Consider the following 23,663-nt stretch of genomic DNA (forward strand, 5'->3'; position numbering starts at 1 on the left):
ATAGCAATATGGGTCACGGTAGAACTATGTCTTGATGTCTTACAATCGGTGTCGGCGCGCTGCGCTGCCATCGCGTTGGAGCAGCACGACCCGATACATCGGCAAGAGCGTGAAGGCGAAACCTGGCGAGAGGGTACGTTTGAACGGGTGAACGGAACGGCCTACTGGCTGAAGTGTTGCGTTCGGACGCGGCTGTATTTGGACACAGGCGATATGGCAGCTTGCCGCGAGCGTTCGCGGCGAGGCGGGGAGGTTGCATGGCTTACGTAAACATCGCACGTTTTGCACAGAAGCAGATTTCGAACAGGACTTTTCTCGTCACCTCTTTCAATAGCAGGCGTTTGCTGACGCCCACCCGGGCAGCACAGTCGAGTACGCGCTGACCTCGCGGAGTTTTCGCTCTCTACAACCGTGGATCTGATCGCGGCGCTCTCGCCGAACGGTGGAGCTGTGTCTGGAGATGGAAACGCGCTTGAGGTCAAGCCGCGCAGACCTGGAAGGCCTGTGCGGCACTATCGAAAAGAGCACAATGTTTGAGAAAAGTCTGAACACAATGACAAATTCTGAACAGGATCGCTGGTCTCGCGTCAAAGGTCGCCTGCGTTCGACCGTCGGCGAAGACGTCTACACAAGCTGGTTTGCACGTATGGATCTCGAAGGTGTGCAGGACGAAAGCGTGCGCCTCTCGGTCCCCACGCGCTTCCTGAAGAGCTGGATCCAGGCCCACTATGCCGAGCGCGTGCTCTCCTGCTGGCAGGCCGAGATGCCCGAGGTGCACCGGATCGATCTGACCGTGCGCTCGGCGATCCGCGGCACGCTGCCAGTCAAGGAACCGGCGGCTCCGCTGGAGACGCGCCGCGTCGAACGCGCCGAAGTCCGCGCGCCGGCCGACTTGCGGACCGTGACGCCGGTCTCGGCGACGCATGACGCGCTCGGCGGCTCGCCGCTCGATCCGCGCCTGACCTTTGCGAGCTTCGTCGTCGGCCGCTCCAACACGCTGGCGCATGCGGCGGCGCGCCAGGTCGCCGATGGACGGCGCGGTGATCCCGTGATGTTCAACCCGCTCTACATCCATGCCGGCGTAGGCCTCGGCAAGACGCACCTGCTGCAGGCGGTCACCTGGGCCGGCAACGCCGGTGGCGAACGCAAGGTGCTTTATCTCACGGCCGAGAAGTTCATGTACGGCTTCGTCGCGGCGTTGAAGACGCAGACCGCGCTGGCCTTCAAGGAAGCTCTGCGCGGCATCGACGTGCTGGTCATCGACGATTTGCAGTTCCTGCAGGGCAAGTCCACTCAGGCCGAGTTCTGCCACACGCTGAACGCGCTGATCGATGCCGGCCGTCAGGTGGTGATTGCCGCCGACCGTCCGCCGTCGGACCTGGAAAGTCTCGACGATCGCGTGCGGTCGCGTCTCGCGGGCGGGCTCGTGGTCGAGATGGGCTCGCTCGGCGAAGAGCTGCGGCTCGGCATCTTGAAGTCGCGCGTCGCAGCCGCCAGACTGCATCATGCGAGCTTCGACGTGCCGGAACAGGTGCTCGACTATCTCGCGCGCAGCATCACCCATAACGGCCGGGATCTCGAAGGCGCCATCAACCGCCTGCTTGCGCATTCGAAACTGAACAACCAGCCTGTGACGCTGGACATGGCCGAGCGCGAGGTGCGCGACCTGATCCGCCCGCAGGAACCGAAGCGGATCAAGATCGAGGACATCCAGCGCGTGGTGGCGCGGCAGTACAACGTCAGCCGTTCCGACCTCCTGTCATCGCGGCGTACCGCCAATGTAGTGCGCCCGCGCCAGGTCGCGATGTATCTGGCGAAGACCCTGACCTTGCGTTCGCTGCCTGAAATCGGCCGGCGTTTCGGCGGGCGCGATCACACCACCGTGCTGCATGCGGTGCGCAAGATCGAAGCGCTGGTGACCAAGGACACCGCGCTCTGCGAGGAGGTCGAATCGCTGAAGCGCCAGCTGCAGCAGGAGTGAGGACGGCGTTCCCCCGACCGATACGCGAAAGCCTCCGCCCTCGTCGCGGAGGCCTATTTCTCCGCTCCGGCTTGCACCCTCCCTCGAGGACCGGAGAAGGGGCCGGGAATATGGCTCGCCCGGCCGCCCCAAACCACGGGAAATGGGCCATCCGTCCCTTGAACTTGCCCCCCATCCGCGCCACTTTACGGTCCCCGTGAGCCCACGCCGAAGCCGGCTTCGATCAGGCGACCGGGGGCCATCAGCCGCGGCGCTTCCGGCCCGCCGGCATTTCCATGACATGCCTATTGGATCGGGCGGGTATTGCAATGAAGGTCACCGTCGAACGCGCGCAACTGCTGAAGTCGCTGGGCCACGTCCATCGCGTGGTCGAGCGCCGCAACACCATACCGATCCTCGGCAACGTGCTGCTGCGCGCCGAAAATGCCCAGCTTTCCCTGAAGGCGACCGACCTTGATCTCGAGGTGACCGAAACGCTCGCGGCGGAAGCCGGCATGGGCGGTTCGACCACGGTTCCCGCCCACATGTTCTATGACATCGTGCGCAAGCTGCCCGATGGTACGCAGATCTCGCTCGAGGGCGATGGCGACCGCGCCGTCATGGCGATCCGCGCCGGACGATCGCGGTTCACGCTGCAGACCTTGCCGGAGAGCGATTTCCCCGACCTTGCCGCCGGCGAGATGACGCATTCCTTCACGCTGGCCGCAAGCGACATGAAGCGGCTGATCGACCGCACGCAGTTTGCGATCTCGACCGAAGAAACCCGCTACTATCTCAACGGCATCTATCTGCATGCGGCCGGCAGCCCCAAGGCCGCGACGTTGCGCGCGGTCGCGACTGACGGCCACCGTCTCGCCCAGGTCGATCTGCCGCTGCCGAAGGGCGCGGAGGGCATGCCCGGCGTGATCGTGCCGCGCAAGACGGTCGGCGAGGTGCAGCGCCTGATCGAGGACAACGAGGCGGAAATCCGCCTGGAGCTGTCGCAGGGCAAGATCCGCCTCACCATCGGCAACGTCGTGCTGACCTCGAAACTGATCGACGGCACATTTCCCGATTATGGCCGCGTGATCCCGCAGAACAACGACAAGGAGCTGATCGTGGACAAGGCCGACTTTGCCGCCGCCGTCGACCGTGTCTCGACGATTTCCAGCGAACGCGGCCGTGCCGTGAAGCTCGCACTGTCGCCCGGCAAGCTGGTGTTGTCGGTGAACAATCCGGACTCCGGCAGCGCGACCGAAGAGCTTGAAGTCGAATACGCCGCCGATGCGCTCGATATCGGATTCAACTCGCGCTATCTGCTCGACATCGCCGCCCAGATCGAAGGCGAGGTTGCCGTGCTGCGGCTCGCCGACCCGGGCTCGCCGACCCTGATCCAGGACCGCGACAACAAGACCGCGCTCTACGTGCTGATGCCGATGCGGGTGTGATCGTAACTCATCGCGCACGATGGATTGCCGGGTCAAGCCCGGCAATGACGAATTGAAATGACGCCCTCCCGCATCCAACGCCTGACGCTGACGCATTTCCGCAATTATCGCACGGCCTCGCTGGGCCCGCGCGGCGACATGGTGGTGCTGGTCGGCCCCAACGGCGCGGGCAAGACCAATTGCCTGGAGGCGATCTCGTTTCTGTCGCCCGGCCGCGGCCTGCGCCGCGCCACGCTGGAAGATGTCGCCGACAATCAGGGTGACGGCTCCTGGGCGGTCTCCGCCGAGGTCGAAGGCGCGCTCGGCCTGTCGACGCTCGGCACCGGCATCGCCGCAGAGCGCGGCGATGGCGGGGTAAGCCGGCGCTGCCGCATCGACCGCGAGGCGGTCGCCTCCGCCGCGGCGTTCGGCGACCATCTGCGCATCGTGTGGCTGACGCCGGCGATGGATGGACTGTTCACCGGCGCCGCGTCCGAGCGGCGGCGCTTCTTCGATCGCCTGGTGCTGGCGATCGATGCCGAGCATTCGAGCCGGGTCTCGGCGCTGGAACGCTCGCTGCGCTCGCGCAACCGGCTGCTCGAAGTGCGCAATTACGACGACCATTGGTGCGACGCGATCGAGCGCGAGACCGCGGAGCTCGCGGTCGCCGTCGCCGCCACGCGCGGTCAGACGGCCACAAGGCTTGCCGCGATGCTGCGCGCCCGCGGGCAGGCGTCGGCCTTTCCGTCCGCCGAGATCGCGCTCGACGGCTGGATGGAGAATGCACTGCTCGGCGAGCCGGCGACGACAGTCGAAGACCGCTACCGTGCCATCCTGAAGGACAATCGCGTGGGCGATGCCGCCGCGGGACGCACCCTCGACGGACCGCATCTCACCGATATCGACGTGGTCTATGCGCCAAAGAACGTGCCGGCGCGGGACGCCTCGACCGGCGAGCAGAAGGCGCTCTTGATCGGGCTCGTGCTCGCTCATGCCACGCTGGTTGCGGAGATGACCGGCATCGTGCCGCTCCTGCTGCTCGACGAGGTGGTCGCGCATCTCGATCCCGCTCGCCGCAAGGCGCTGTTCGACGAGCTGGCGCGGCTCGGCGCCCAGGTCTGGATGACCGGCGCCGATCCCGCAGCGTTCGGCGAGATCGGCCCCTCCGGCGAAATCTTTAACGTCGAGAACGGCCGCATCACAGCATGATCCGGAAAAGTGCGAAGCGGTTTTCCGCAAAGATCATGCTCCAACAATAAACCTGAAGGGCGATGGCGATTTGGTCGTCATCGCCCTTCAATCATGCCGCGTGACCGCCGCCGACTGTCCGTCGAGCACGTCATCGATGATCGATCGCACCAGAAACACCGAGCCCTTCTCGGTCAGGTGAACCTGATCGCTGGCGGTGATGTCATCGGCATTGTCGCCGATGCGGGCGAGACAGCCATCGGCATTGCAGAGCGCGTCCGAGGCCGAAATGAAATGCGCCCCGAGCGGAACGAGTGCCTCGCGCATCGTCGCGTCAAACGAGGCATGAGCGGTCGCCCGGTCGGAGCGTTCCGGAATGAGACGATGGTGCAGCATGTAATAGCGCAGCACCTCATTGGGCAGGCCGCGTTTCCATAGCGGCACCGGGCCGAGCACCACGACCCGCGCGCCGATCTGCCGCAGCGCCGTCACGGTCTCGCCGACGTGGTCGAGATATTTCTCCCAGGTGCCGTGCAACAGCACGACATCCGGCCGGATCTGGCGCGTGATCGCGAGCACCCGGTCATTGTTGGCGCGGCAGTTCGGCACGCCGGGAATGTCCGCGTTCAAGGCCGGGACGCAGGATGATGCCGTCAGCTGCGCGATGGCGAAATTGCGGGTCCGCTGCGCCTCCAGCAGGCCCGGCATCAGTGCGCCCGCGGTGGAGTCGCCCCAGACCAGGAGCAGCGGCCGCCGATCATGGTCGACACAGTCGGCAGCAAAGCTGGTGTCCTGGCTGAGATCCAACAGGCAGGTGCGGACCCGCCATTTCGTCACCTGCGTTGGAACCTGCGCCATGGCGCGGATCTCCGGCGGCAGGCGAAAGGCGAAGCCGCCATCTTGCACGACGACGGCGCCCGTAACTGCGATCAGGGCCATCGCCGAGCACAGCGCCGCGATCCTGGCGCGGCTCGGGCGGCCGAAACGAATGGGAACTTCAACGAGACGGTAGGTGGCGAAGGCGAGCACGATGCTCAATGCGATGATCAGGCCACGCTCCAGCAGAGTCAGCGGCGCGAACTTGATGAGCGCGAAATACACCAGCAGCGGCCAGTGCCAGAGGTAAAGCGGGTAGCTGATCAGACCGACGAAGACCATCGGGCGGCTCGCCAGGATTTTGCGCACACCCGCGGCCGCCGGCGCCGACAGCAGCAGCGCAGCACCGGTGACCGGCAGCACCGCCCACCAGCCCGGAAACGCACGCTGCGTGTTCAGAACCATGGCAGCGATGGCGATCAGCACAGCTCCGCCGGTCGCGCGCCATTCGGCCGCGCGCGCGGTCTGCGGAAGCCGGTCCCAGGCCAGTACGAGCGTCGCCCCTGCCAACAGCTCCCAGGCCCGGGTGAAGGGGAGATAGAAGGTCGCCACAGGATTTGTGCCGATCAGCGCGACATTGAGCGCGAAGGAGCCGAGCCCGAGCGCGACCGCGACCGTGACAAGACCGATCCGCAGCCGCGCGGCCAGCATCAGCAGCGGCGGCCAGACCAGATAAAACTGCTCCTCGATGCCGAGCGACCACAAATGCAGCAGCGGCTTCCTGACCGATTCGAGATCGAAATAACCTGTGTGCAGCAGCAGCGCGACATTGGCCGCGAACGCCGCGCTGGCGAACACGTCCGAGCCCAGCCGCGCATAGGGCGTCGGCAGCATGAACAGCCAGCCCAGCGTCAGGACCGCTGCGAGCACCACGAGCAGTGCGGGAAAAATCCGCCTGATTCGCCGGTTGTAGAACCCCAGCAGGCTGAAGCGCTTTTCCGCCAGCTCGCGCGCGACTATCCCGGTGATCAGAAACCCTGAGATCACGAAGAAGATGTCGACCCCGATGAAGCCGCCGGGCATGGCGTCCGGGAAGGCGTGGAAAACCACCACCAGCAGCACGGCAACGGCACGGAGGCCATCGATATCGGGCCGATAGCGGTCTTGAGGCGGCGACATATCGACCAATCCATCGCGAGAAGTCAGCGAACAGGGCCGCGGCGCCGCTGCCGGGCGCGACCGCGCGGCTACCTTTAGCAGGTCTGCCGGTGCGCGCCATTGCAGGCGCCGGGATGCGAAAAGGCGCCAAGGTCGCAGTCCGATCCGCACATCTGCGGGGCGAGAAATGGAGGCTCGAATCGGCCTTGTCGGAGGGCGTCGAATCGGCTGTTCCCCACCTTGAAAAATCGTCAAAAAATCATAATTCTTCAACATGTTAGGGATATATACTTTGCGCTAGGCGCGTGACCTCTTTCATGGCAGAAATAAGCCTCTCGCGCGCGAAAGACGGCGCCGCCAGCGACATCGACGATCTTCAAAGGCCACACATGACAGAACCTGCCCGGCAATCGATCGCCGACACCGAACCGTCCGGCGCGAGCGACTATGGGGCGGAATCGATCCGGGTGCTGAAGGGCCTCGATGCCGTGCGCAAGCGGCCGGGCATGTATATCGGCGACACCGACGACGGATCCGGCCTGCACCATATGGTCTACGAGGTCGTCGACAATGCGATCGACGAGGCCCTCGCCGGCTATGCGAGCGCGGTCGAGGTGATCCTCAATCCGGACAATTCCGTCACCGTGCGCGACGACGGCCGCGGCATCCCCGTGGACATCCACAAGGGCGAAGGCGTCTCGGCGGCCGAGGTCATCATGACCCAGCTGCACGCCGGCGGAAAGTTCGACCAGAACTCCTACAAGGTGTCCGGCGGCCTGCATGGCGTCGGCGTATCCGTGGTGAACGCGCTGTCGAGCAAGCTGCAGCTGCGGGTCTGGCGCGACGACAAGGAGCACTACATCGAATTCGCGCATGGCGATGCGGTAGCTCCGCTGCGCGTGGTCGGCGAAGCGAAGGGCAAGCGCGGCACCGAGGTGACGTTCCTGGCCGCCACCGAGACCTTCAAGAACATCGAATATGATTTCGCGACCCTGGAGCACCGGCTGCGCGAGCTCGCCTTCCTCAATTCCGGCGTCAACATCATCCTCGCCGACCATCGCCACGCGGTCGAAAAGCGCGAGGAGATGCACTATGTCGGCGGCGTCGAGGAGTTCGTCAAATATCTCGACCGCAACAAGAAGGCGATGGTGCCGGCCCCGATCATGGTGCGCTCGGAGGCCAACGGCATCGGCGTCGAGGCGGCGCTGTGGTGGAACGACAGCTATCATGAGAACGTGCTGTGCTTCACCAACAACATCCCGCAGCGCGACGGCGGCACGCATCTGGCGGGTTTTCGCGGCGCGCTGACGCGCCAGGTCAACGGCTATGCCGACGCCAATGCGAAGAAGGAAAAGATTGCGCTGACCGGCGACGACTGCCGCGAGGGTTTGACGGCGGTGCTCTCGGTCAAGGTGCCCGACCCGAAATTTTCGTCGCAGACCAAGGACAAGCTGGTGTCCTCGGAAGTGCGCCCCGTGGTCGAGAACGTCATCAACGAGGCGCTCGCCGCCTGGTTCGAGGAGCATCCCAGCGAGGCCAAGGTGATCGTCGGCAAGGTGATCCAGGCCGCCGCGGCCCGCGAAGCTGCGCGAAAGGCGCGCGAGCTGACCCGCAAGAATCCGCTCTCCGTCTCCTCGCTGCCAGGAAAACTCGCCGACTGCCAGGAGAAGGACCCGGCCAAGTCGGAGCTGTTCATCGTCGAGGGCGATTCGGCAGGCGGCAGCGCCAAGCAGGGCCGCAACCGCGAGTTCCAGGCGGTGCTGCCGCTGCGCGGAAAAATCCTCAATGTCGAGCGGGTACGGCCCGACAAGATGCTGTCGAGCGAGCAGATCGGCACGCTGATCACCGCGCTCGGCACCGGCATCTCCGACGATTTCTCGATCGACAAGCTGCGCTATCACAAGATCATCGTGATGACCGATGCCGACGTCGACGGCGCCCACATCCGCACGCTGCTTCTGACCTTCTTCTACCGGCAGATGCGCGAGATCATCGATCACGGGCATCTCTATATCGCCCAGCCGCCGCTCTACAAGGTCGTGCGCGGCAGGTCCGAGCAGTACCTGAAGGACGAGCGGGCGCTGGAGGACTATCTGATCGCGACCGGGCTCGACGAGTGCATCTTCAAGCCGGCCTCGGGCGATGACCGCGCCGGCCGCGACCTGCTCTCGCTGGTCGAGGACGCCCGCCTCATCCGCCATGTGCTGCGCAACCTGCACAGCCGTTACAACCGCACCGTGGTCGAGCAGGCCGCGATCGCCGGCGTGCTGCGCTCGGAGATTTTTGGCGATCCCGAGAAGGCCGCGGCCGCCGCCGACTACATCGCGCGACGGCTCGACGCGCTCGCCGACGAGGTCGAGCGCGGCTGGACCGGCCGGTTCGTCGAAGGCGAAGGTTTTTCGTTCGAGCGCACCGTGCGCGGCGTCAAGGATCATGCGACCATCGACGATGCGCTGCTCGGCTCGGCCGACGCCCGCAAGCTCGACGACTACGCGGCAAGGCTGCAGGAGGCTTATGCGCGGCCGGGCATGCTGCGGCGGAAAAACTCCGAGACGCCGATCCATGGCCCGGTCGACCTGTTCGAGGCCGTCACCCATGCCGGACGCGACGGCGTCAAGGAGCTGCAGCGCTACAAAGGCCTTGGCGAGATGAACCCCGAACAGCTCTGGGAGACGACGCTCGACACCGAGGCGCGCTCGCTGCTGCAGGTGAAGATCAAGGAGGTCGACGAGGCCGACGACATCTTCACAAAACTGATGGGCGACGTGGTCGAGCCGCGCCGTGAATTCATCCAGGACAATTCGCTCAGCGCCAACGTCGACGTGTGATATCGATAGATACTGGCACCCGCCTTTCCACTTCGTCATGGCCGGGCTAAGGCGCGAAGCGCATCTTCGCGCAGATGTCCCGGCCATCCACGTCTTTGATACTGGCAAGAAAGACGTGGATGCCCGGCACAAGGCCGGGCATGACGAATCAAAGGCTGCGGTACCGAGGACGAAATGCGGTTCGAATGCACCCCACGGAATTTCGGCCTCGTCAGCCAGGAATGGGAAGGACATGAAGCCGTCTTCTCGCGGCACGAACTGCCCGAGTGATGCAGCGTCTTCGGCCCTCTGAATTGCAAGAGGGCGCAGGGAATGCCGGGCGACGGCCTCGCCCATGGCCCGCCAGCAATAAGAAAAGCTGGCGGCAGTTACCACAGGTTCGGCCGGGATCACCCGGCATTCCCTGCGCGATGGTTTTAACGCTTATCTCGCGCTCTCCCTGGGAACCGGGCTTTCTTGCTCCCATCACCCGCATCGTTCGTCACGATGCGAGCTTGACCTCAGCGTCGGGAGGCCAGGACCACGCGATTTTGCGTCCGCATCGACGCCGTTCGTCCGCGCGAGACCATCGCGCGCGTCGCCAAAGCGTCCATCGCATCCCGCCTCGCGTGTCGTGACGATCGCGAAGCGCCCCTCCTGTCGAAGCGGGACGCGGACACCATACTTCTGATTTGCGGAATACGTAAAGCGAAATATTTTTTCCCGGAGGGCTGGACAGGATTTCTGAAAAACTGCCCGTCGGGCAAATCACCCGGCCTTCCAGCGGCCTCCCTTTCCGCGATGGGAGAGAAGAGTCCAACGATGCCGAGGGCATCTTACCAAGCTGACGGGAGACGTGGTGCCGAAGAGCGAGTGGGCTGAGCGACCGCTGAGCAGCAGCGAGATCGAGATCATCACGCCGGGGCAGGGTGGATGATGTGCTAAGTGTGAAAGATGCAATGCTTGCGCAACGCCTTCGGCTGTCGTCGCCCGGCTTGATCGGGCGATCCAGTACGCCGCGGCGTCTCGGCTTGAACTCCGGCGCTCTGGATGCTGGCTCCTCGCTTTCGCGGGGATGACAAGTTGCGCGCGAAGCGCGAACCTCACGCACCGGGGCAAACAACTCGCGCATTTCGTCCGAAACGCTCAAGGCTTGTCTCGTACGCCCGTTCAGTCGTGCTTATCTTCATGCCGGCCTGCCGCCGTTGACCAAGCCACTCAACGATGCGGAGATCGGGAGGGCTTGCGAGAGGAAACATGATCATGCGCACGATTGTAGCCATATTGGCCTTGATAGGGGCCGGGACGGCCGCGATTGCCGGCTCCGCCTCTCCCGCCTCATATGATTACCCCTGGTGCCTCAAAGGTGGGGAGCTCGGCTACTCCGGTGATTGCTCCTATGAGACCCGAGCCCAATGCCTGGCGTCGGCATCGGGGCGGTGGATCCTGCATTGCGTGTACAACCGGCGCCTCCTGTTCGAGCGGCAGCAGGGTGTCCAGCAACAGGATGTGCAGCAGCCTCGGCGGCACTACCGGGATTACTGAAGTCCGACTGCGGGGCGATTTGCGATTCCCTCGACCTTTCGCGCGAGCGAAGTGCGTTTGGGTTGCGCCCATATCTGGGGGACCGAGACATGAGCAATCCCGCCGCTGTGACGAGTTCACGTAGGCTTGGAGGCGGCGGTTTCTCGTTCGAGGAGCGTGCGTTTGCGCTCCACGCCCCAGGCGTATCCCGAGATTGCCCCGTCATTGCGCACGACGCGATGGCAGGGAATGGCGACGGCAAGATTATTTGCCGCACAAGCACCAGCGACCGCGCGAACGGCTCTCGATGCGCCGATCCGATACGCGATCTCGGCGTAGGATACCGTTGCGCCGAGCGGGATTTCCTGAAGGGCCTGCCAGACGCGCTGCTGGAATGCGGTGCAACGCACATCAAGGGGAAGATCCAGCCCAAGTTCCGGCGCCTCCACAAAACCGACGACACGCGCGATCACCGCTTCGTAATCGGGGTCAGCGCCAGTCAGCCGTGCTCGCGGAAAGCGGTCTTGGAGATCACGAACGAGTTCATCCGCGTCATTGCCCAGCAAGATTGCAGCGACACCTTTCGCGCTCGACGCGACGATAATGGCACCGAGGCACGTCTGGCCAACCGCAAACCTGATTTCCTCGTCGCGGCCTCCGGCACGGTATCGTGACGGCGTCATACCGAGCATGCCGGTCGACTTCGCGTAAAAGCGTCCACTTGAATTGAAGCCCGCGTCATAAATTGCCTCGGTCACCGAGCTTCCGGCGGCCAGACCCTCCCGAACCTTTTTGGCGCGATGGGCGGCAGCATAGCCTTTCGGCGTAAGTCCGGTTGCCGCCTTGAATAGGCGATGAAAGTAGCTGGGGCTCAGGCCGAATGCTCGCGCCTGCTCCTCAAGAGACGGCTCCTCTTCGCTTCCTTCAATAAGGCGGCAGGCCCCGGCGATCAGCTTCGCCTTCTCAGTCTCGGTCGATGGTCCGTCCGGCTTGCAGCGCCTGCACGGCCGGAAGCCGGTCGCCTTGGCGCTCTCAAGGCTGTCGTGCAGCTGGACGTTTTTGGGATGGGCGCTGCGCGATGGGCATGACGGCCGGCAATAGACGCCCGTCGTGGAAACCGAGTACCAGAACTGTCCGTCGGCTGCCTTGTCGCGCGCAAGGACGCGAGCCCATCGCGGGTCTTCCGCCACGGGCACGGATCCTTGCATCAGGATGCCGGCAGGTTTTGCGCTCATAGGCCAAAGAGATTTCATGACGGAGCTTTTCATGCCACCCGTTTTCCGCGGACCTTGCCGTCAAATCGGGCGAGGCTGGCGGTTCGTAATTCAACATTGTCGGAGGGCCCGGGGTGGCCAAATGCGAATGAGGCCCGCGGTGTGCGCGGGCCTCATTTGACCGCTTCCGGTTCCCGGAGGCGCTTTGATCATGCAGCCTTCTTGATCAGGCCCAGTTGAGTCAACGCGGTGAGGCCGTCGTCAAGTCCGACTTCCTCGACGATCTTGCCGTTCACGACTTTCAAGACGGTTGTCCCGGTGAAGTGCATCTTGCGGCCGGTTGCCGCCGGGAGGCTACCCATCAGGAAATCATCGAACGCCGGCCCAGTGTGCGTGCCGCCGCCTTCCCATTGACCGACGACATAGTCGCCTTCAGCGATCAGGTCCGCCGTGCCCCAGAAGTTGAGATCGGGGAACGCAGCGCGGAAGTCGGTCATGAACGCCTTGATGTCATCACGGCCGCGGCGAGGCTCGTGCAGCGAGTATTTCAGCAGCATATCGGGGGCGGCGATTTCGTCGACGACGGCGAGGTTGACGGTCTTGCCCCAGAAATCAGTGAACCAGCGGCCGACAACTGCCTTGTTATCTTCTGCTTTGCTCATAGAAAAGCTCCTTGATCGACTGATATGCGATCACCGATGTCGATCAGTGATCTGCGCAGCGGATTACGTTTGATCCGCGCGGCGCAAACTCCGTTTCTTGTCCTGAAATCGAATGCGGAGGTGCCGTGCCGCTGCCTGATTTCATCCGTGGCTGAGCTTGTGGCCAGGCACTGCCGTGAGGTTTCCGAGCTTCGGCCGCTTGCGCACGCCGCAAAGGCAGTTTTCCCGGCTTGCGCAGTCTGCTCCGCCGGGCCGGGACATCAAATATCTTGGCGCTCCTGCCTTCAAGGTCTAGCCTGTCGACGCGCGGCTTCGGTCCGATGGACCATGGTTCATGCGCTGAGGCGGAGACGTTGATGAAGACGATCCTGGTGCCGACCCAGAATGTCCGGAGCATGACATCCACGCTGGAGACGGCAGTGCTGCTCGCGCAGCGCACCGGCGCCTATATCGAGGGTGTTCCACTGTGGTTCGGCGTTCCCGAGTTCGTCGCGGCGGAGTTCGCCAGCACCTTTTCCATCGAGACCTACCGGGCCCGGCGCGACGAAGAAACGGCGGAGGCGCGCAGGCTGTTCGAGACTTTCATGCGGGAGCGCGGTATTGCCGCCGGCAGAACGACCGCGGACCGGCCCTGGTTCGGCTGGTTTGCCGAGGTGGCGCCGGGTGAAGACCTTGTCGGCGATCATGGCCGCACCTTCGATGTGATCGTGATGAGCAGGCCGGACGCTGATACGGCCGCGCCGTATCAGCGTGCGATCGAGTCGGGACTGTTCGAAAGCGGCAGGCCCGTCCTGCTGGCGCCGCCGGTCGCGCCGAGACAGATCGCGACCAACATCATGATTCATTGGAACGGCAGCACCGAGCAGGCCCGCACCAACGCGCTGGCGATGCCGTTGCTGCGGCTGGCCGGTCGCGTGACGGTCCTGGCCGTGGTCGGCGGGCAGGACGTCCCGGGTCCATCCGCCGATCAGGTGCGCAAGCAATTGCGCTATAACGGCATCGCCGCCGAACCCATGACCATCGAGCTGGACGGCCGCAGCACCGGTGAAGCGATCCTCGCCGCGGCCAGCGCGCAAGGCTGCGATCTGCTCGTCAAGGGGGCCTTCACAAGGAACAGGCTGCGGCAAATGATTTTCGGCGGCGCCACGAGACACGTCATGCAGAATGCGGACCTGCCCCTGTTGATGGCGCATTGACCCGACGTTCCGCCGCCCCCAGCATGTCGCAATCGACGTCGGCCGGCGCGCCATGCGCGCCTGGCCGGCGAGCGAGACCAACGGGCGGTCGAAGCCCCGGTCGTGGTGGCGGCTGATCGGCATTGCCCTCTGGCAATGAGGCGCCCTTCGCACTAGATGTGCGCGGCCATGGACCCTCGCGCGCTCGAAGATTTCGTTGACCGCCACAAACGACTTTTCGTCTTGACCGGCGCGGGCTGCAGCACGAACTCCGGCATCCCCGACTATCGCGACAACGATGGCAACTGGAAGCGCACCCCGCCCGTTACGCACCAGGCCTTCATGGGCGATGAGGCAACCCGAAAGCGCTATTGGGCGCGCAGCCTGATCGGATGGCGGCGGTTCGGCCAGGCCCTGCCCAATGATACGCATCATGCGCTGGCGCGGCTCGAGGCGAACGGCCGCTGCGAGCTGCTCCTCACCCAGAATGTCGACCGCCTGCATCAGAAGGCCGGCCACCGGCAGGTCATCGACCTGCACGGACGCCTGGATCAGGTCCGCTGCATGGGGTGCGGTGTGAAGTCACAGCGCGAGGCTTTTCAGCACGACCTGGAGTCCGTGAACGCCGACTGGCTCGCGGTCGACGCCGCCGACGCGCCGGACGGCGATGCCGATCTGGACGCCGCCGATTTCGCGTCCTTCATCGTGCCGCCATGCCGGACCTGCGGCGGGATCATGAAACCCGACGTCGTGTTCTTCGGCGCAAATGTTGCGCGCGACGTCGTCGCGAGCGCGCAAGACCACCTGGAACAGTCCGACGGCATGCTGATCGTCGGCTCCTCGCTGATGGTCTATTCCGGCTTTCGCTTCGCACAGATGGCGGCGCAACGCGGCATGCCGATCGCCGCCGTCAATCTCGGGCGGACACGCGCCGACGATCTCCTCACCCTCAAGGTCGAAGATCGCTGTGAGGCGGCGCTCGCTTTCCTGTTGTGAGTTTCAGAACTCCTCGCTTCGGCCGGACTGATCCGCCGAGCTCAAATTTGGGCGGATGCGATAGCGGCGCAGCTTTGCGTAGACGGTGCTCTTGGCGAGGCCGAGCGCGGCGGCGGTCGCGGTCACATTGCCGCCTGAGGATTTTAGCGTGCGCGCGATCAGATCGCGCTCGGAGGCCTCGGCGAGCGACAGCCCTGGCTCGCTCTCGCAACTGAGCTTCATCGGCCGCACCATATTGGGCAGGTCGGACGGCGTGATCTCCTCGCCGCCACTGGTCAGCATCAGGCTCTCGACCAGGTTGCGCAACTCGCGCACATTGCCGGGCCAATCATGGCGCGCCAGCAACGCCAGCGTCTCGGCCGCAAAGCGGCGATCGCCGAGACCATAGCGCAGCCGCGCCTGCGTCACGAAGTGATCGACCAGGTCAGGAACGTCCTCCGACCGCTCGCGCAGGGGCGGGATCACCACGGGGACCACGGCCAGCCGATAGAACAGGTCCTTGCGGAAGCGCTGAGCGTCGACCTCGGCGCGCAGGTCGCGATTGGTCGCGGCGATCAGGCGGAAATCCACTTTGCGCACCGTGGTCTCGCCGATGCGGCTGATCTCGCCGCTTTCCAGGACGCGCAACAACATGGGCTGGAGGTCGAGCGGCAATTCGCCGATCTCGTCGAGGAACAGCGTGCCGCCGGAAGCCGCTTCGATCTTGCCGGCCGCACCGCCGCGTCGCGCGCCGGTGAAGGCGCCGTCGACATAGCCGAACAATTCGCTCGCCAGCAGCTCGCGCGAGGCGCAGCCGCAATTGACCACCACGAACGGGCGGTCGCACCGCGGCGATGCCGCGTGAACGCCTTGCGCAAAAATCTCCTTGCCGACGCCGGTCTCGCCGAGCAGCAACACCGGCGCCGACGTCGTGGCGACGCGGCGGCAGGTTTCGACTGCGCCTGCCATTTTGGCGCTGCGGTGGATGATATTGGCGAAGGCATTGATGTCGCCGCGGGCGGGCGCGAGCCTGCGCGAGGCCGCGGACTTCGGCGCGACCATGACGGTCCCCAGATATTCGCCCTGGTGCACTACCGGCCGCAGCCATTCCGCCCTGATCCAGGGTGGGCGCGCGTTGCTCGGACGCCGATCGTTACCCCCAAGCTGCGGAAACGCCGACTGCCCCTGCGGGGCTCCGAGATCGCGCATGATCTGCGACATCTCGCCGTTGGCCTTGAACGCCCGCCCGGCCGAGTCGAACAGCACGGTATGGTGGCGGTCGGACGCCGGCAGTATCCAGAGACAGCGGTCGAGAAAGCGGTAGCGGGCGTCGAGTTCGAGCTGGAACAGGTGCGCCTCGATGCGCGCGGCGGCCGAGACCGCGAGCGCCAGCGCCTGCCGGGCGTAGGAGACCGACAATCCCGAAATATCGATCGCGCCCATGATCGCGCCATCGATCGGATCGCGGATCACTGCGGCCGAGCAGGTCCAGCGCTGGATGCCGGCACAGAAATGCTCGGTCGCATGCACCTGGATGGACTGCCCGGTCTGCAGCGCGGTGCCGATCGCGTTGGTGCCGCAGATCCCCTCGCTCCAGGTGCTGCCGGGCAGAAGATGCGTCTTCTCGACCGCGTCGCGCAGCGCCACCGTGGTGTCGCCTTCCAGGCGCAGCACGATGCCGTCGATGTCGGTCAGCACCATCACGGTGCCGGTCTCTCGCATGTAGTCGCGGGCCAGCGCCATGGTCGAGGCGCCGGCCTGGGCGAGGCGGCTACGCTTGTCGAGCAGGCGCTGCAACCTGTCCTCGTTCATCGGCGTCGGGGCCTGGTCGAGGCGATAGTCGACGTCCGATTGCCGGCATCGCCGCCATGATTGGTTGATCGCAGCGCGCACGATCTGCCCGCGACTGCCGTTGCCCGACATGAAGTCTTCCCAGCTCGTCAAGACATCGCGCTCGATGCCCGGATGCGCAAAGGCGTCCTCTGGCGTCTGACCCGACACGATCCCTCCCTTGTCCTCCTTTGAGGCGCCGAGCGGTTCCATTTCTGTGAGAACCGGAATTTTATTCGCGATCTTGAAGCCTCCGACCGAACGGTGCAACCAACCACTGGTATGATCCGGCGCGCCGGACCTGACTGCGGACGCGATTACCTCTCCCCGCTTGCGGACCGCTTGCGGGGAGAGGAGCGCAGTCTTCTGATCTGATCACGCCGCCTTGCGTTGCCTGAGGCTCTCGTAGAACGCGGTCTCAAAACGCATGTAGCCGGTGAACGAGGCTGCATCGCCGAAGGGGAGGATCTGCGTTGCCCAGTAGCCGCCAAAGCCGTTCTGGCGGTCGATCCAGTAGAACAGGTTGGCAAGCCCCGCCCAGCCGAGCGCGCCCGCGGGGCGTCCGGTCGGCGCGGTCTCGTCATTGACCATGAAGGTGAAGGCCCACGATTTCGACTGGCCCGGGAAGAACTCGGCATCGTTCGAGAGCTGTTTGATCACGCCTGGCAGCGCGGTCACCTTCAGGTCACCCAGATGGTTCTTCTCCGCCATCTGCACGGTTTCCGGCCTCAGCACCCGGCCATGCGGGCCGGTGCCGTCGTTCAGCCACATCCGGATGAAGCGCATGTAGTCGCCGACCGTTGAGTAGAGCCCGTGGCCGCCCATATGGACCTCGGGCTTGGCGGGCAGTTCGAAATCCATCGGCGTGAGCGTGCCGTCGGCGTTGCGGGCATGCATGCCGGCGAGCTTGCTGCGGACCTTGTCGTCGATCTCGAATGTGGTGCTTTCCATCCCGAGCGGCGCGAAGATGCGCTCGGCAAACACCTCGCCGAGGCGCTTGCCGGTGATGCCCTCGACCACCTGGCCGACCCAGTCGATATTGGTGCCGTACTCCCATTTAGAGCCCGGATCGAACAACAATGGCGTCATGATCGACGCCTTTGACGAGGTGATCACGCTCGGCTGGCCATGCTCGTTCGCCAGCCGCAGATAGGTCTCGCTGAAGAAGTCGTAACCGAAGCCGCCGGTGTGCAGCAGAAGCATGCGCGTGGTCACGTCGCGTTTCGGCGCGCGCAGCATCGGCTGCCCCTTGGCGTCAAAACCCTCGATCACCTGCAGCTTGCCGATGTCGGGGGCATAGTTCTTTGCCGGCGCATTGAGGTCGAGCTTGCCCTCCTCGACGAGCTGCAGTGCGGCCGTGCCGGTGATCGCCTTGGTGGTCGAGAAGATCGCAAAACTGGTGTCGGTCGTCATCGCGGCCGGCTGGTCGCTTCGGCGCTTGCCCGCGGCGCCTTCGTAGATGTTGCCGTTGCGGTCCGTCACCATCGCCACCACACCGGGCACACCCTGCCCCGTTGTGACCGTTTCGTTGAGGACGGCGTCTGCATCGATCGAAAATACCTTGCTCATTGTGTTCCTCCAATTTGTTTGATGATGAGAGCGGCCGAGCGCCAGCGCGCGCGGCCGCGTCATGCTGCCTATTGCTTGGCAAAACCCTGATAGCCCGCGGCGGCAACCTCATCGCACTTCCGGCGATAGGTCCCGACGCCGCCGATGTAGGACAACAGGCGGCGCGGCTTGCCCTTGACGTTGGAGCCCATGTACCAGGAGTGCGTTTTGGTCACGAGAGTCGTGTTCGCGACCTCGTCGTGATGGGCGACCCAGGCGTCCTCGACCTCCCTGGTCGGCTCGATGACGCTGAGCCGGTTCTTGCGCAGATAGCTGATGCAATCGCTGATCCACTCGACCTGCTGCTGCAGGCAGGTGGTCATGTTGCAGAGCGCCGTCGACGGCGCCAAGGGCGCGCCGGTGGTGAACAGGTTCGGATAGCCGTGGACCTGCAGGCCCATGGTGGTGCGGATGTCGCGGCTCCAATCGTCCTTCAGCGAGCGCCCGTCGCGGCCGCGAATGTCGATGCGGGTGAGCGCGCCGGTACCGGCGTCAAACCCGGTCGCCAGGATGATCACGTCGAAGCCGTATTCGGTGCCGTTGGCCAGCTTGAGGCCGTCGGGCGTGATCCGGTCGATCGGATTGTCCTTGACGCTGACCAGTTCGACATTCGGCTGGTGATAGGCTTCCAGATAGTTGCTCTCGAGCGGGACGCGGTGCGTGCCAAAGCCGTAGTCGGTCGGAATCAGCGTTTCGCAGAGTTTCGGGTCCTTCAGTCGCGCGCGCATCTTCTTGCGGACGAACTCGGAAATCTCCTCGCTGACGTCCTGGTCAAAGAACATCTCGACGAACGAGGCGAGCCACAGCCTGAGCGAACCTTCATCCCAGATACGTTCGAGCACCGCGTGACGTTCGGCCGCCGTCAGGTCCTTCCAATTGCCATTGGTGAAGTCGTACTCGAAACCGGTGAAGCTGTGCGGCAGGGTCTTTTGGAACTCCTGGAAGCGCGCCTTGTAGGCCTCGACCTCCTTCGGCCCGTATTTCGGATTCTTCATCGGGATGATGTATTGCGGCGTGCGCACGAACACTTTCAGGCTGCCGACCTCACTGGCGATGGTCTGGATCACCTGGATGCCTGTCGCGCCATTGCCGACGACGCCGATGCGCTTGCCCGCCAGGTCGAGATCGCCTTTCGGCCAGCGGCTGGTGTGGACCAGGGTGCCCTTAAAACTCTCCTGTCCGGGGAAGATCGAGCTCAGCGGCGCCGACAGCATGCCGCAGCATGTGATCAGGAACTGCGCGTCGACCACCTCGCCCTTGTCGGTCGTGATGGTCCAGCGCTGGGTCGCCTCGTTGTAGACGGCACTCGTGATCGTGGTCGAGAAGCGGATGTCCTTGCGCAGGCCGAGCTCGTCGGCGACGTAGTTGAGCCAGCGTTCGATCTCGGGCTGGCCGGGAAAACGCTCGCTCCAGCTCCAGCCCTTGTAGAGCTTTTCGGAGAACAGATACTGGTAGATATAGGCTTCCGAATCGAAGCGCGCGCCGGGATAGCGATTCCAGTACCAGGTGCCGCCGACACCCGAAGCCGCGTCAAAAGCCTTGACCTTGAGTCCCAGCTCGTCGCGCAGCTTGTAAAGCTGATAAAGGCCGGCCACGCCGGTGCCGATCACCACCGCGTCCAGGCTTTCATGCCTGCCCGCGCCGTTGGTCTTGTGCTCGCTCATACATTCCCTCCGATGGTCGTTGTTCTCCTCCCCGCCGCGTGGCGCGGGAGACGCGAACTTTGCCTACGCACGTCGTGTGCCAGCGGCGGCTGGCGCGTTAAGCGATTGCGAAGACTGGATTTCCCGAGCGCGACGGCGACCGGTCGCGTTTGAAATTCGAACGGAGGCGTGCCGGTGTGATCGAAATTCGAACGACCGCGGTCGATGCGGCACGTTGACATCGCCGGTATATTTCGGCACTGTTACATACTGTAGCGGACAAGCGAGCGCGGGATTCCTGGAAGTCGCTGCAATGCGAATGGAGGCTTGCCATGTGGCTCGAGCCTGTGAGTCGTCGTGTTTTCCTGCGGCGCGCGGCCTGGACGGCGACGCTGCCCTTCACCGGCCTTCCGCGAGCCGGCGCCGATGAACGCCCGGCCGATCTGGTCGCGCGGAAAGTGTTTTTTGACGAGCCTGACTACATCAATGTCCGTGTCAGTCCCGATGGCGAGAACCTCGCCTGGCTCGCGCCGATCGACCGCGTCAACAATCTGTGGGTCGCCCCGATTGCTGATCCCAAGGCGGCGCGGCCGGTAACGCGGGTCACCGGGCGAAGCATCGGTAGCTATTTTCGCTGGGCCCATACCAATCGCCATCTGATCTATTTCAGGGATCACGACGGCGACGAGAATTATCGCGCGTTCAGCGTCGACATCGGCACCAATGCGGTAGTGCCGCTGTCGCCGGACGGCGGTGTCAAGTGCTATCTTCAGGAAGTCGATCGAAAATTCCCCGACGAGGTTTTGCTTCGACATAACCAGCGCGACAAGCGCTACTTCGATCTGTTCCGCATCAAGGTGTCGAGCGGCGCAAGCGAGCTGGCGTTCGAGAATCCCGATTTCGCGGACTACGTCACCGACAGCGCGTTCCAGTTGCGGCTCGGTTTGCGCCTGAATCCGGCCGGGACGGCGGAAGTGTCCGAGCGGCAGGCGGACGGGAGCTGGAAGCCGTTCCTCGACGTTCCGATCGGCGACGTCGATCTCACCAGGTTCATCGACTTCAGCGCCGACGGCAACACGCTTTACATGATCGATTCGCGCGGCCGCGACAAAGCCGCGCTGTATGCGATCGACATGACGAGCCGCAAGGCGACGCTGCTCGCGGCCGACGACGAGGCCGACGTCGTGCAGGTCGCGATGGATGACGAGACCCGCCGGCCATTCGCGGCGAAGTCGATCAGGGACCGCGTGCACTGGATCGCACTCGATGACGGGGCGCGGCAGGACCTTGCCGATCTCGCCGGCTATGGTCCCGGCGACGTCGGCATCATCAGCGACAGCTTTGATCGCCGCACAGCCAGCGTGTTCTACGAGCGCGACGCCGAGAGCGGAGAGTTCGCGCTGCTCGACCGCAAAACCCGCGAGGTGCGAAAGCTGTTCACACAGCGCAACGCGCTGGCCGACGTCGCGCTGCGGAGGCTGCAGCCGGTCACGATTCCCGCCCGCGATGGCTTAAAGCTCAACGGCTATCTGACGCAGCCGGCGCAGGACAATGGCAGCAAGCCGCCACTGGTGCTGGCGATCCATGGCGGCCCTTACGCACGCGACGTCTGGGGTTTCAATTCCCTGCATCAGTGGCTGGCGAACCGCGGCTATGCGGTGCTCAGCGTCAACTACCGCGGCTCGACCGGCTTTGGCAAAGCCTTCATCGCCAAGGCCGATCGGGAGTGGGGCGGCCGCATGCATGACGACCTGATCGATGCGGTGGATTGGGCGATCCGACGGGACATCGCCGATCCCAGGCGCATCGGCTTCTACGGCGCGAGCTATGGCGGCTATTCGGCGCTGGTGGCGGCGACCAAGACGCCCGACATCTTCGCCTGCATCGTCGATGTGTTCGGCATTTCCAACCTCATCACCTTCATGGCGACCATTCCGCCCTATTGGGGACCGTGGTTCAGCGTGTGGAAGCAGCGGCTAGGCGATCCCGGCACCGAACAAGGGCGCGCCTTCCTGATCGAGCGCTCGCCGCTCACCCATATCGACCGCGCCATCCGACCGATCCTGATCGCGCAGGGAATGCGCGACGTCCGCGTGGTGCCGGCAGAATCCGAACAGATGGTAGCCGCGCTCAAGCAGCGGGGCGTGCCGGTCACCTATGTGACCTTCGCCGATGAAGGCCACGGTTTCGTCCGGCCGGAAAACCGCATGGCGTTCACCGCGGTGACCGAGGCGTTCCTCGCAAAACACCTCGGCGGGCGATGTCAGCCGATCGGCGACGATTTTTCGGGCTCGACCCTCAGGGTCGAGACCGGGGGCGAGTTGGTGCCCGGACTGGGTGGCTAAGCCCATCGTCGCGGCGAGCGCCGATGACACAGTCTTTCGAAATCCCGCCTGTCGGCCGTGACGGGATTGACTTGAACTCGCATGACCTCCTAAATGATGCTCGACGGTTCCCTTCACGGGGATCAAAAGGGAATGCGGTGCGGGGATCTTCCCTCATGCCGCAGCTGCCCCCGCAACTGTAAGCGGCTAGTCTTTCGTCATAGGCCACTGGGAATCTCGGTCCTGGGAAGGCGACGAAGGGTGCGGACCCGCGAGCCAGGAGACCTGCCGTCAGCCGTGGTCACACGCGAAAATGTCGGTCGGGGAGTACAGACATTGTTTTCACTGGGACTGCCCTGAGCGCGCCCAAGTGGGACCTCGTTCGCTGTGACGTGCCACTGACGTCATACCGAGGTCCACTCGTGTTCTCCACTGTTTCTGTCGCAAGGCGGCCGCGCGGCGGCCTGCTGGCTTTCAGCTACCTTCTTCCCAGCATGCTGCTCGGAACTTGCCCTGCCAGGGCGCAGCAACCCGATCAGCCCCATGTCTTGCCCACGCTCACTGTCAGCGCGCCCAAAAAGCCCAAGCGTCTCGTCGACGACCGTTCGACTCCGGCGCAGCCACAACCAGATCCAGCTGCAGCTCGCGATAAGCTGCCGACAATCGAAGCCATTGGCATTTCGCCTTCAACACTCAATCTGAACAGCCAGAACGCGAGCGGCAGCCGTCTTGGCCTCACCCCGCTCCAGACTCCCGCCAGCGTCGAGACGATCTCGTCGCAGACCATCGCCGAACGCGGTCAGCACAATGTGACGGATGCGATCACCCAGAACGCAGCCGGCCTTATCGCAAGCCCTGCCCCTGGCAATGGCGGCCTCTCGTTCGGCACCCGCGGCTTCACCGGAAGCAATTCGGTGATGACGCTCTATGACGGCACGCGCCTCTATGTCGGCGCCGGAACCGTGACGTTTCCATTCGATACCTGGTCGGCGGAGCGGATCGAGGTCATGCGCGGACCGGCGTCGGTGCTCTATGGTGAGGGCGCGATCGGCGGCATCATCAACGTGATCCCCAAGAAGCCGGCCACGACGCCCTACAACGATGCCGAGCTGTCGTTCGACAGCAACATGACCCGGCGCCTTGCGGTCGACAGCGGTGGGACGATCAATCCGAGCGTGTCCTATCGCATCAACGCCACCGGCAATATGTCGGACGGCTGGGTCGACCGCGACAAGACATCGAACCTGGCGGTCTCCGCAGCCGTGCGGGTGCAGGCCGCCGACAATCTCGCCTTCACGCTCTCGAACGACTATGGCGACCGAAGCCCATCGCGGTATTTCGGCACGCCGCTG

General features: G+C 64.3%; 15 protein-coding genes and 1 riboswitch. Of the genes, 9 read left to right on the plus strand and 6 right to left on the minus strand.

Annotation, left to right across the window (positions count from 1 at the left end; genetic code table 11):
* The first annotated feature begins 553 nt into the window (after positions 1 to 553).
* The 3 genes from dnaA to recF all read left to right on the plus strand — a co-directional run bounded on the left by dnaA (position 554) and on the right by recF (position 4,596).
* Complete coding sequence (gene dnaA, locus JOZ76_RS10265; protein ID WP_291698513.1) at positions 554 to 1,981, plus strand: chromosomal replication initiator protein DnaA; 1,428 nt, start codon at positions 554 to 556, stop codon at positions 1,979 to 1,981.
* 308 nt (positions 1,982 to 2,289) lie between these two features.
* A complete protein-coding gene (gene dnaN / locus JOZ76_RS10270) occupies positions 2,290 to 3,408 on the plus strand; it encodes a DNA polymerase III subunit beta (protein ID WP_291698514.1) in 1,119 nt (372 codons plus the stop codon).
* Between the two features lie 57 nt (positions 3,409 to 3,465).
* On the plus strand, positions 3,466 to 4,596 hold the full coding sequence (gene recF / locus JOZ76_RS10275; protein WP_291698515.1) for a DNA replication/repair protein RecF: 1,131 nt from the start codon (positions 3,466 to 3,468) through the stop codon (positions 4,594 to 4,596).
* An 87-nt stretch (positions 4,597 to 4,683) separates the two neighbouring features.
* Here recF and JOZ76_RS10280 read toward each other — a convergent pair whose 3' ends face one another.
* Entirely contained in the window at positions 4,684 to 6,570 is a 1,887-nt protein-coding gene (locus JOZ76_RS10280) for an acyltransferase family protein (protein ID WP_291698516.1), read from the minus strand.
* 368 nt (positions 6,571 to 6,938) lie between these two features.
* Here JOZ76_RS10280 and gyrB point away from each other — a divergent pair, with 368 nt between their 5' ends.
* Both gyrB and JOZ76_RS10290 read left to right on the plus strand, forming a co-directional pair.
* Complete coding sequence (gene gyrB / locus JOZ76_RS10285; RefSeq protein WP_291698517.1) at positions 6,939 to 9,377, plus strand: DNA topoisomerase (ATP-hydrolyzing) subunit B; 2,439 nt, start codon at positions 6,939 to 6,941, stop codon at positions 9,375 to 9,377.
* Between the two features lie 1,242 nt (positions 9,378 to 10,619).
* The gene (locus tag JOZ76_RS10290; protein WP_291698530.1) at positions 10,620 to 10,901 is read left to right on the plus strand and encodes a DUF3551 domain-containing protein; all 282 of its coding nucleotides are present in this window, start codon (positions 10,620 to 10,622) and stop codon (positions 10,899 to 10,901) included.
* Between the two features lie 116 nt (positions 10,902 to 11,017).
* Here JOZ76_RS10290 and ada read toward each other — a convergent pair whose 3' ends face one another.
* Both ada and JOZ76_RS10300 read right to left on the minus strand, forming a co-directional pair.
* The gene (gene ada / locus JOZ76_RS10295) at positions 11,018 to 12,115 is read right to left on the minus strand and encodes a bifunctional DNA-binding transcriptional regulator/O6-methylguanine-DNA methyltransferase Ada (RefSeq protein ID WP_291698531.1); all 1,098 of its coding nucleotides are present in this window, start codon (positions 12,113 to 12,115) and stop codon (positions 11,018 to 11,020) included.
* 188 nt (positions 12,116 to 12,303) lie between these two features.
* Complete coding sequence (locus JOZ76_RS10300) at positions 12,304 to 12,756, minus strand: ester cyclase (protein WP_291698518.1); 453 nt, start codon at positions 12,754 to 12,756, stop codon at positions 12,304 to 12,306.
* Positions 12,757 to 13,112: 356 nt separating this feature from the next.
* On the opposite strand from JOZ76_RS10300, the gene JOZ76_RS10305 reads away from it, so the two are divergent.
* Positions 13,113 to 13,952, plus strand: a complete 840-nt coding sequence (locus tag JOZ76_RS10305) for a universal stress protein (RefSeq protein ID WP_291698519.1) — start codon at positions 13,113 to 13,115, stop codon at positions 13,950 to 13,952.
* A 168-nt stretch (positions 13,953 to 14,120) separates the two neighbouring features.
* Positions 14,121 to 14,927 (plus strand): NAD-dependent protein deacetylase, encoded by an 807-nt coding sequence (locus tag JOZ76_RS10310; protein WP_291698520.1) that lies wholly within the window; start codon positions 14,121 to 14,123, stop codon positions 14,925 to 14,927.
* Positions 14,928 to 14,930: 3 nt separating this feature from the next.
* Here JOZ76_RS10310 and JOZ76_RS10315 read toward each other — a convergent pair whose 3' ends face one another.
* The 3 genes from JOZ76_RS10315 to JOZ76_RS10325 all read right to left on the minus strand — a co-directional run bounded on the left by JOZ76_RS10315 (position 14,931) and on the right by JOZ76_RS10325 (position 20,008).
* On the minus strand, positions 14,931 to 16,907 hold the full coding sequence (locus JOZ76_RS10315; protein ID WP_291698521.1) for a sigma-54-dependent Fis family transcriptional regulator: 1,977 nt from the start codon (positions 16,905 to 16,907) through the stop codon (positions 14,931 to 14,933).
* A 204-nt stretch (positions 16,908 to 17,111) separates the two neighbouring features.
* Positions 17,112 to 18,305, minus strand: coding sequence for a serine hydrolase domain-containing protein (locus JOZ76_RS10320; protein ID WP_291698522.1), 1,194 nt, complete (start codon positions 18,303 to 18,305; stop codon positions 17,112 to 17,114).
* A 68-nt stretch (positions 18,306 to 18,373) separates the two neighbouring features.
* Positions 18,374 to 20,008, minus strand: a complete 1,635-nt coding sequence (locus tag JOZ76_RS10325) for a flavin-containing monooxygenase (RefSeq protein ID WP_291698523.1) — start codon at positions 20,006 to 20,008, stop codon at positions 18,374 to 18,376.
* Positions 20,009 to 20,319: 311 nt separating this feature from the next.
* Here JOZ76_RS10325 and JOZ76_RS10330 point away from each other — a divergent pair, with 311 nt between their 5' ends.
* On the plus strand, positions 20,320 to 22,332 hold the full coding sequence (locus tag JOZ76_RS10330; RefSeq protein ID WP_291698524.1) for a S9 family peptidase: 2,013 nt from the start codon (positions 20,320 to 20,322) through the stop codon (positions 22,330 to 22,332).
* 87 nt (positions 22,333 to 22,419) lie between these two features.
* A riboswitch (cobalamin riboswitch) is annotated at positions 22,420 to 22,618 on the plus strand.
* A gap of 187 nt (positions 22,619 to 22,805) precedes the next feature.
* The coding region (locus tag JOZ76_RS10335; protein ID WP_441300009.1) for a TonB-dependent receptor plug domain-containing protein at positions 22,806 to 23,663 on the plus strand (858 nt) is incomplete at its 3' end.

The organism is Bradyrhizobium sp. (assembly GCF_019244115.1).
Lineage (GTDB): Bacteria > Pseudomonadota > Alphaproteobacteria > Rhizobiales > Xanthobacteraceae > Bradyrhizobium.

Bases quoted from the DNA above. Each gene is read 5' to 3' on its own strand.
- dnaA (WP_291698513.1), top strand. From the start codon at position 554: ATGACAAATTCTGAACAGGATCGCTGGTCTCGCGTCAAAGGTCGCCTG.
- dnaN (WP_291698514.1), top strand. From the start codon at position 2,290: ATGAAGGTCACCGTCGAACGCGCGCAACTGCTGAAGTCGCTGGGCCAC.
- recF (WP_291698515.1), top strand. From the start codon at position 3,466: ATGACGCCCTCCCGCATCCAACGCCTGACGCTGACGCATTTCCGCAAT.
- JOZ76_RS10280 (WP_291698516.1), bottom strand. From the start codon at position 6,570: ATGTCGCCGCCTCAAGACCGCTATCGGCCCGATATCGATGGCCTCCGT.
- gyrB (WP_291698517.1), top strand. From the start codon at position 6,939: ATGACAGAACCTGCCCGGCAATCGATCGCCGACACCGAACCGTCCGGC.
- JOZ76_RS10290 (WP_291698530.1), top strand. From the start codon at position 10,620: ATGCGCACGATTGTAGCCATATTGGCCTTGATAGGGGCCGGGACGGCC.
- ada (WP_291698531.1), bottom strand. From the start codon at position 12,115: ATGAGCGCAAAACCTGCCGGCATCCTGATGCAAGGATCCGTGCCCGTG.
- JOZ76_RS10300 (WP_291698518.1), bottom strand. From the start codon at position 12,756: ATGAGCAAAGCAGAAGATAACAAGGCAGTTGTCGGCCGCTGGTTCACT.
- JOZ76_RS10305 (WP_291698519.1), top strand. From the start codon at position 13,113: ATGAAGACGATCCTGGTGCCGACCCAGAATGTCCGGAGCATGACATCC.
- JOZ76_RS10310 (WP_291698520.1), top strand. From the start codon at position 14,121: ATGGACCCTCGCGCGCTCGAAGATTTCGTTGACCGCCACAAACGACTT.
- JOZ76_RS10320 (WP_291698522.1), bottom strand. From the start codon at position 18,305: ATGAGCAAGGTATTTTCGATCGATGCAGACGCCGTCCTCAACGAAACG.
- JOZ76_RS10325 (WP_291698523.1), bottom strand. From the start codon at position 20,008: ATGAGCGAGCACAAGACCAACGGCGCGGGCAGGCATGAAAGCCTGGAC.
- JOZ76_RS10330 (WP_291698524.1), top strand. From the start codon at position 20,320: ATGTGGCTCGAGCCTGTGAGTCGTCGTGTTTTCCTGCGGCGCGCGGCC.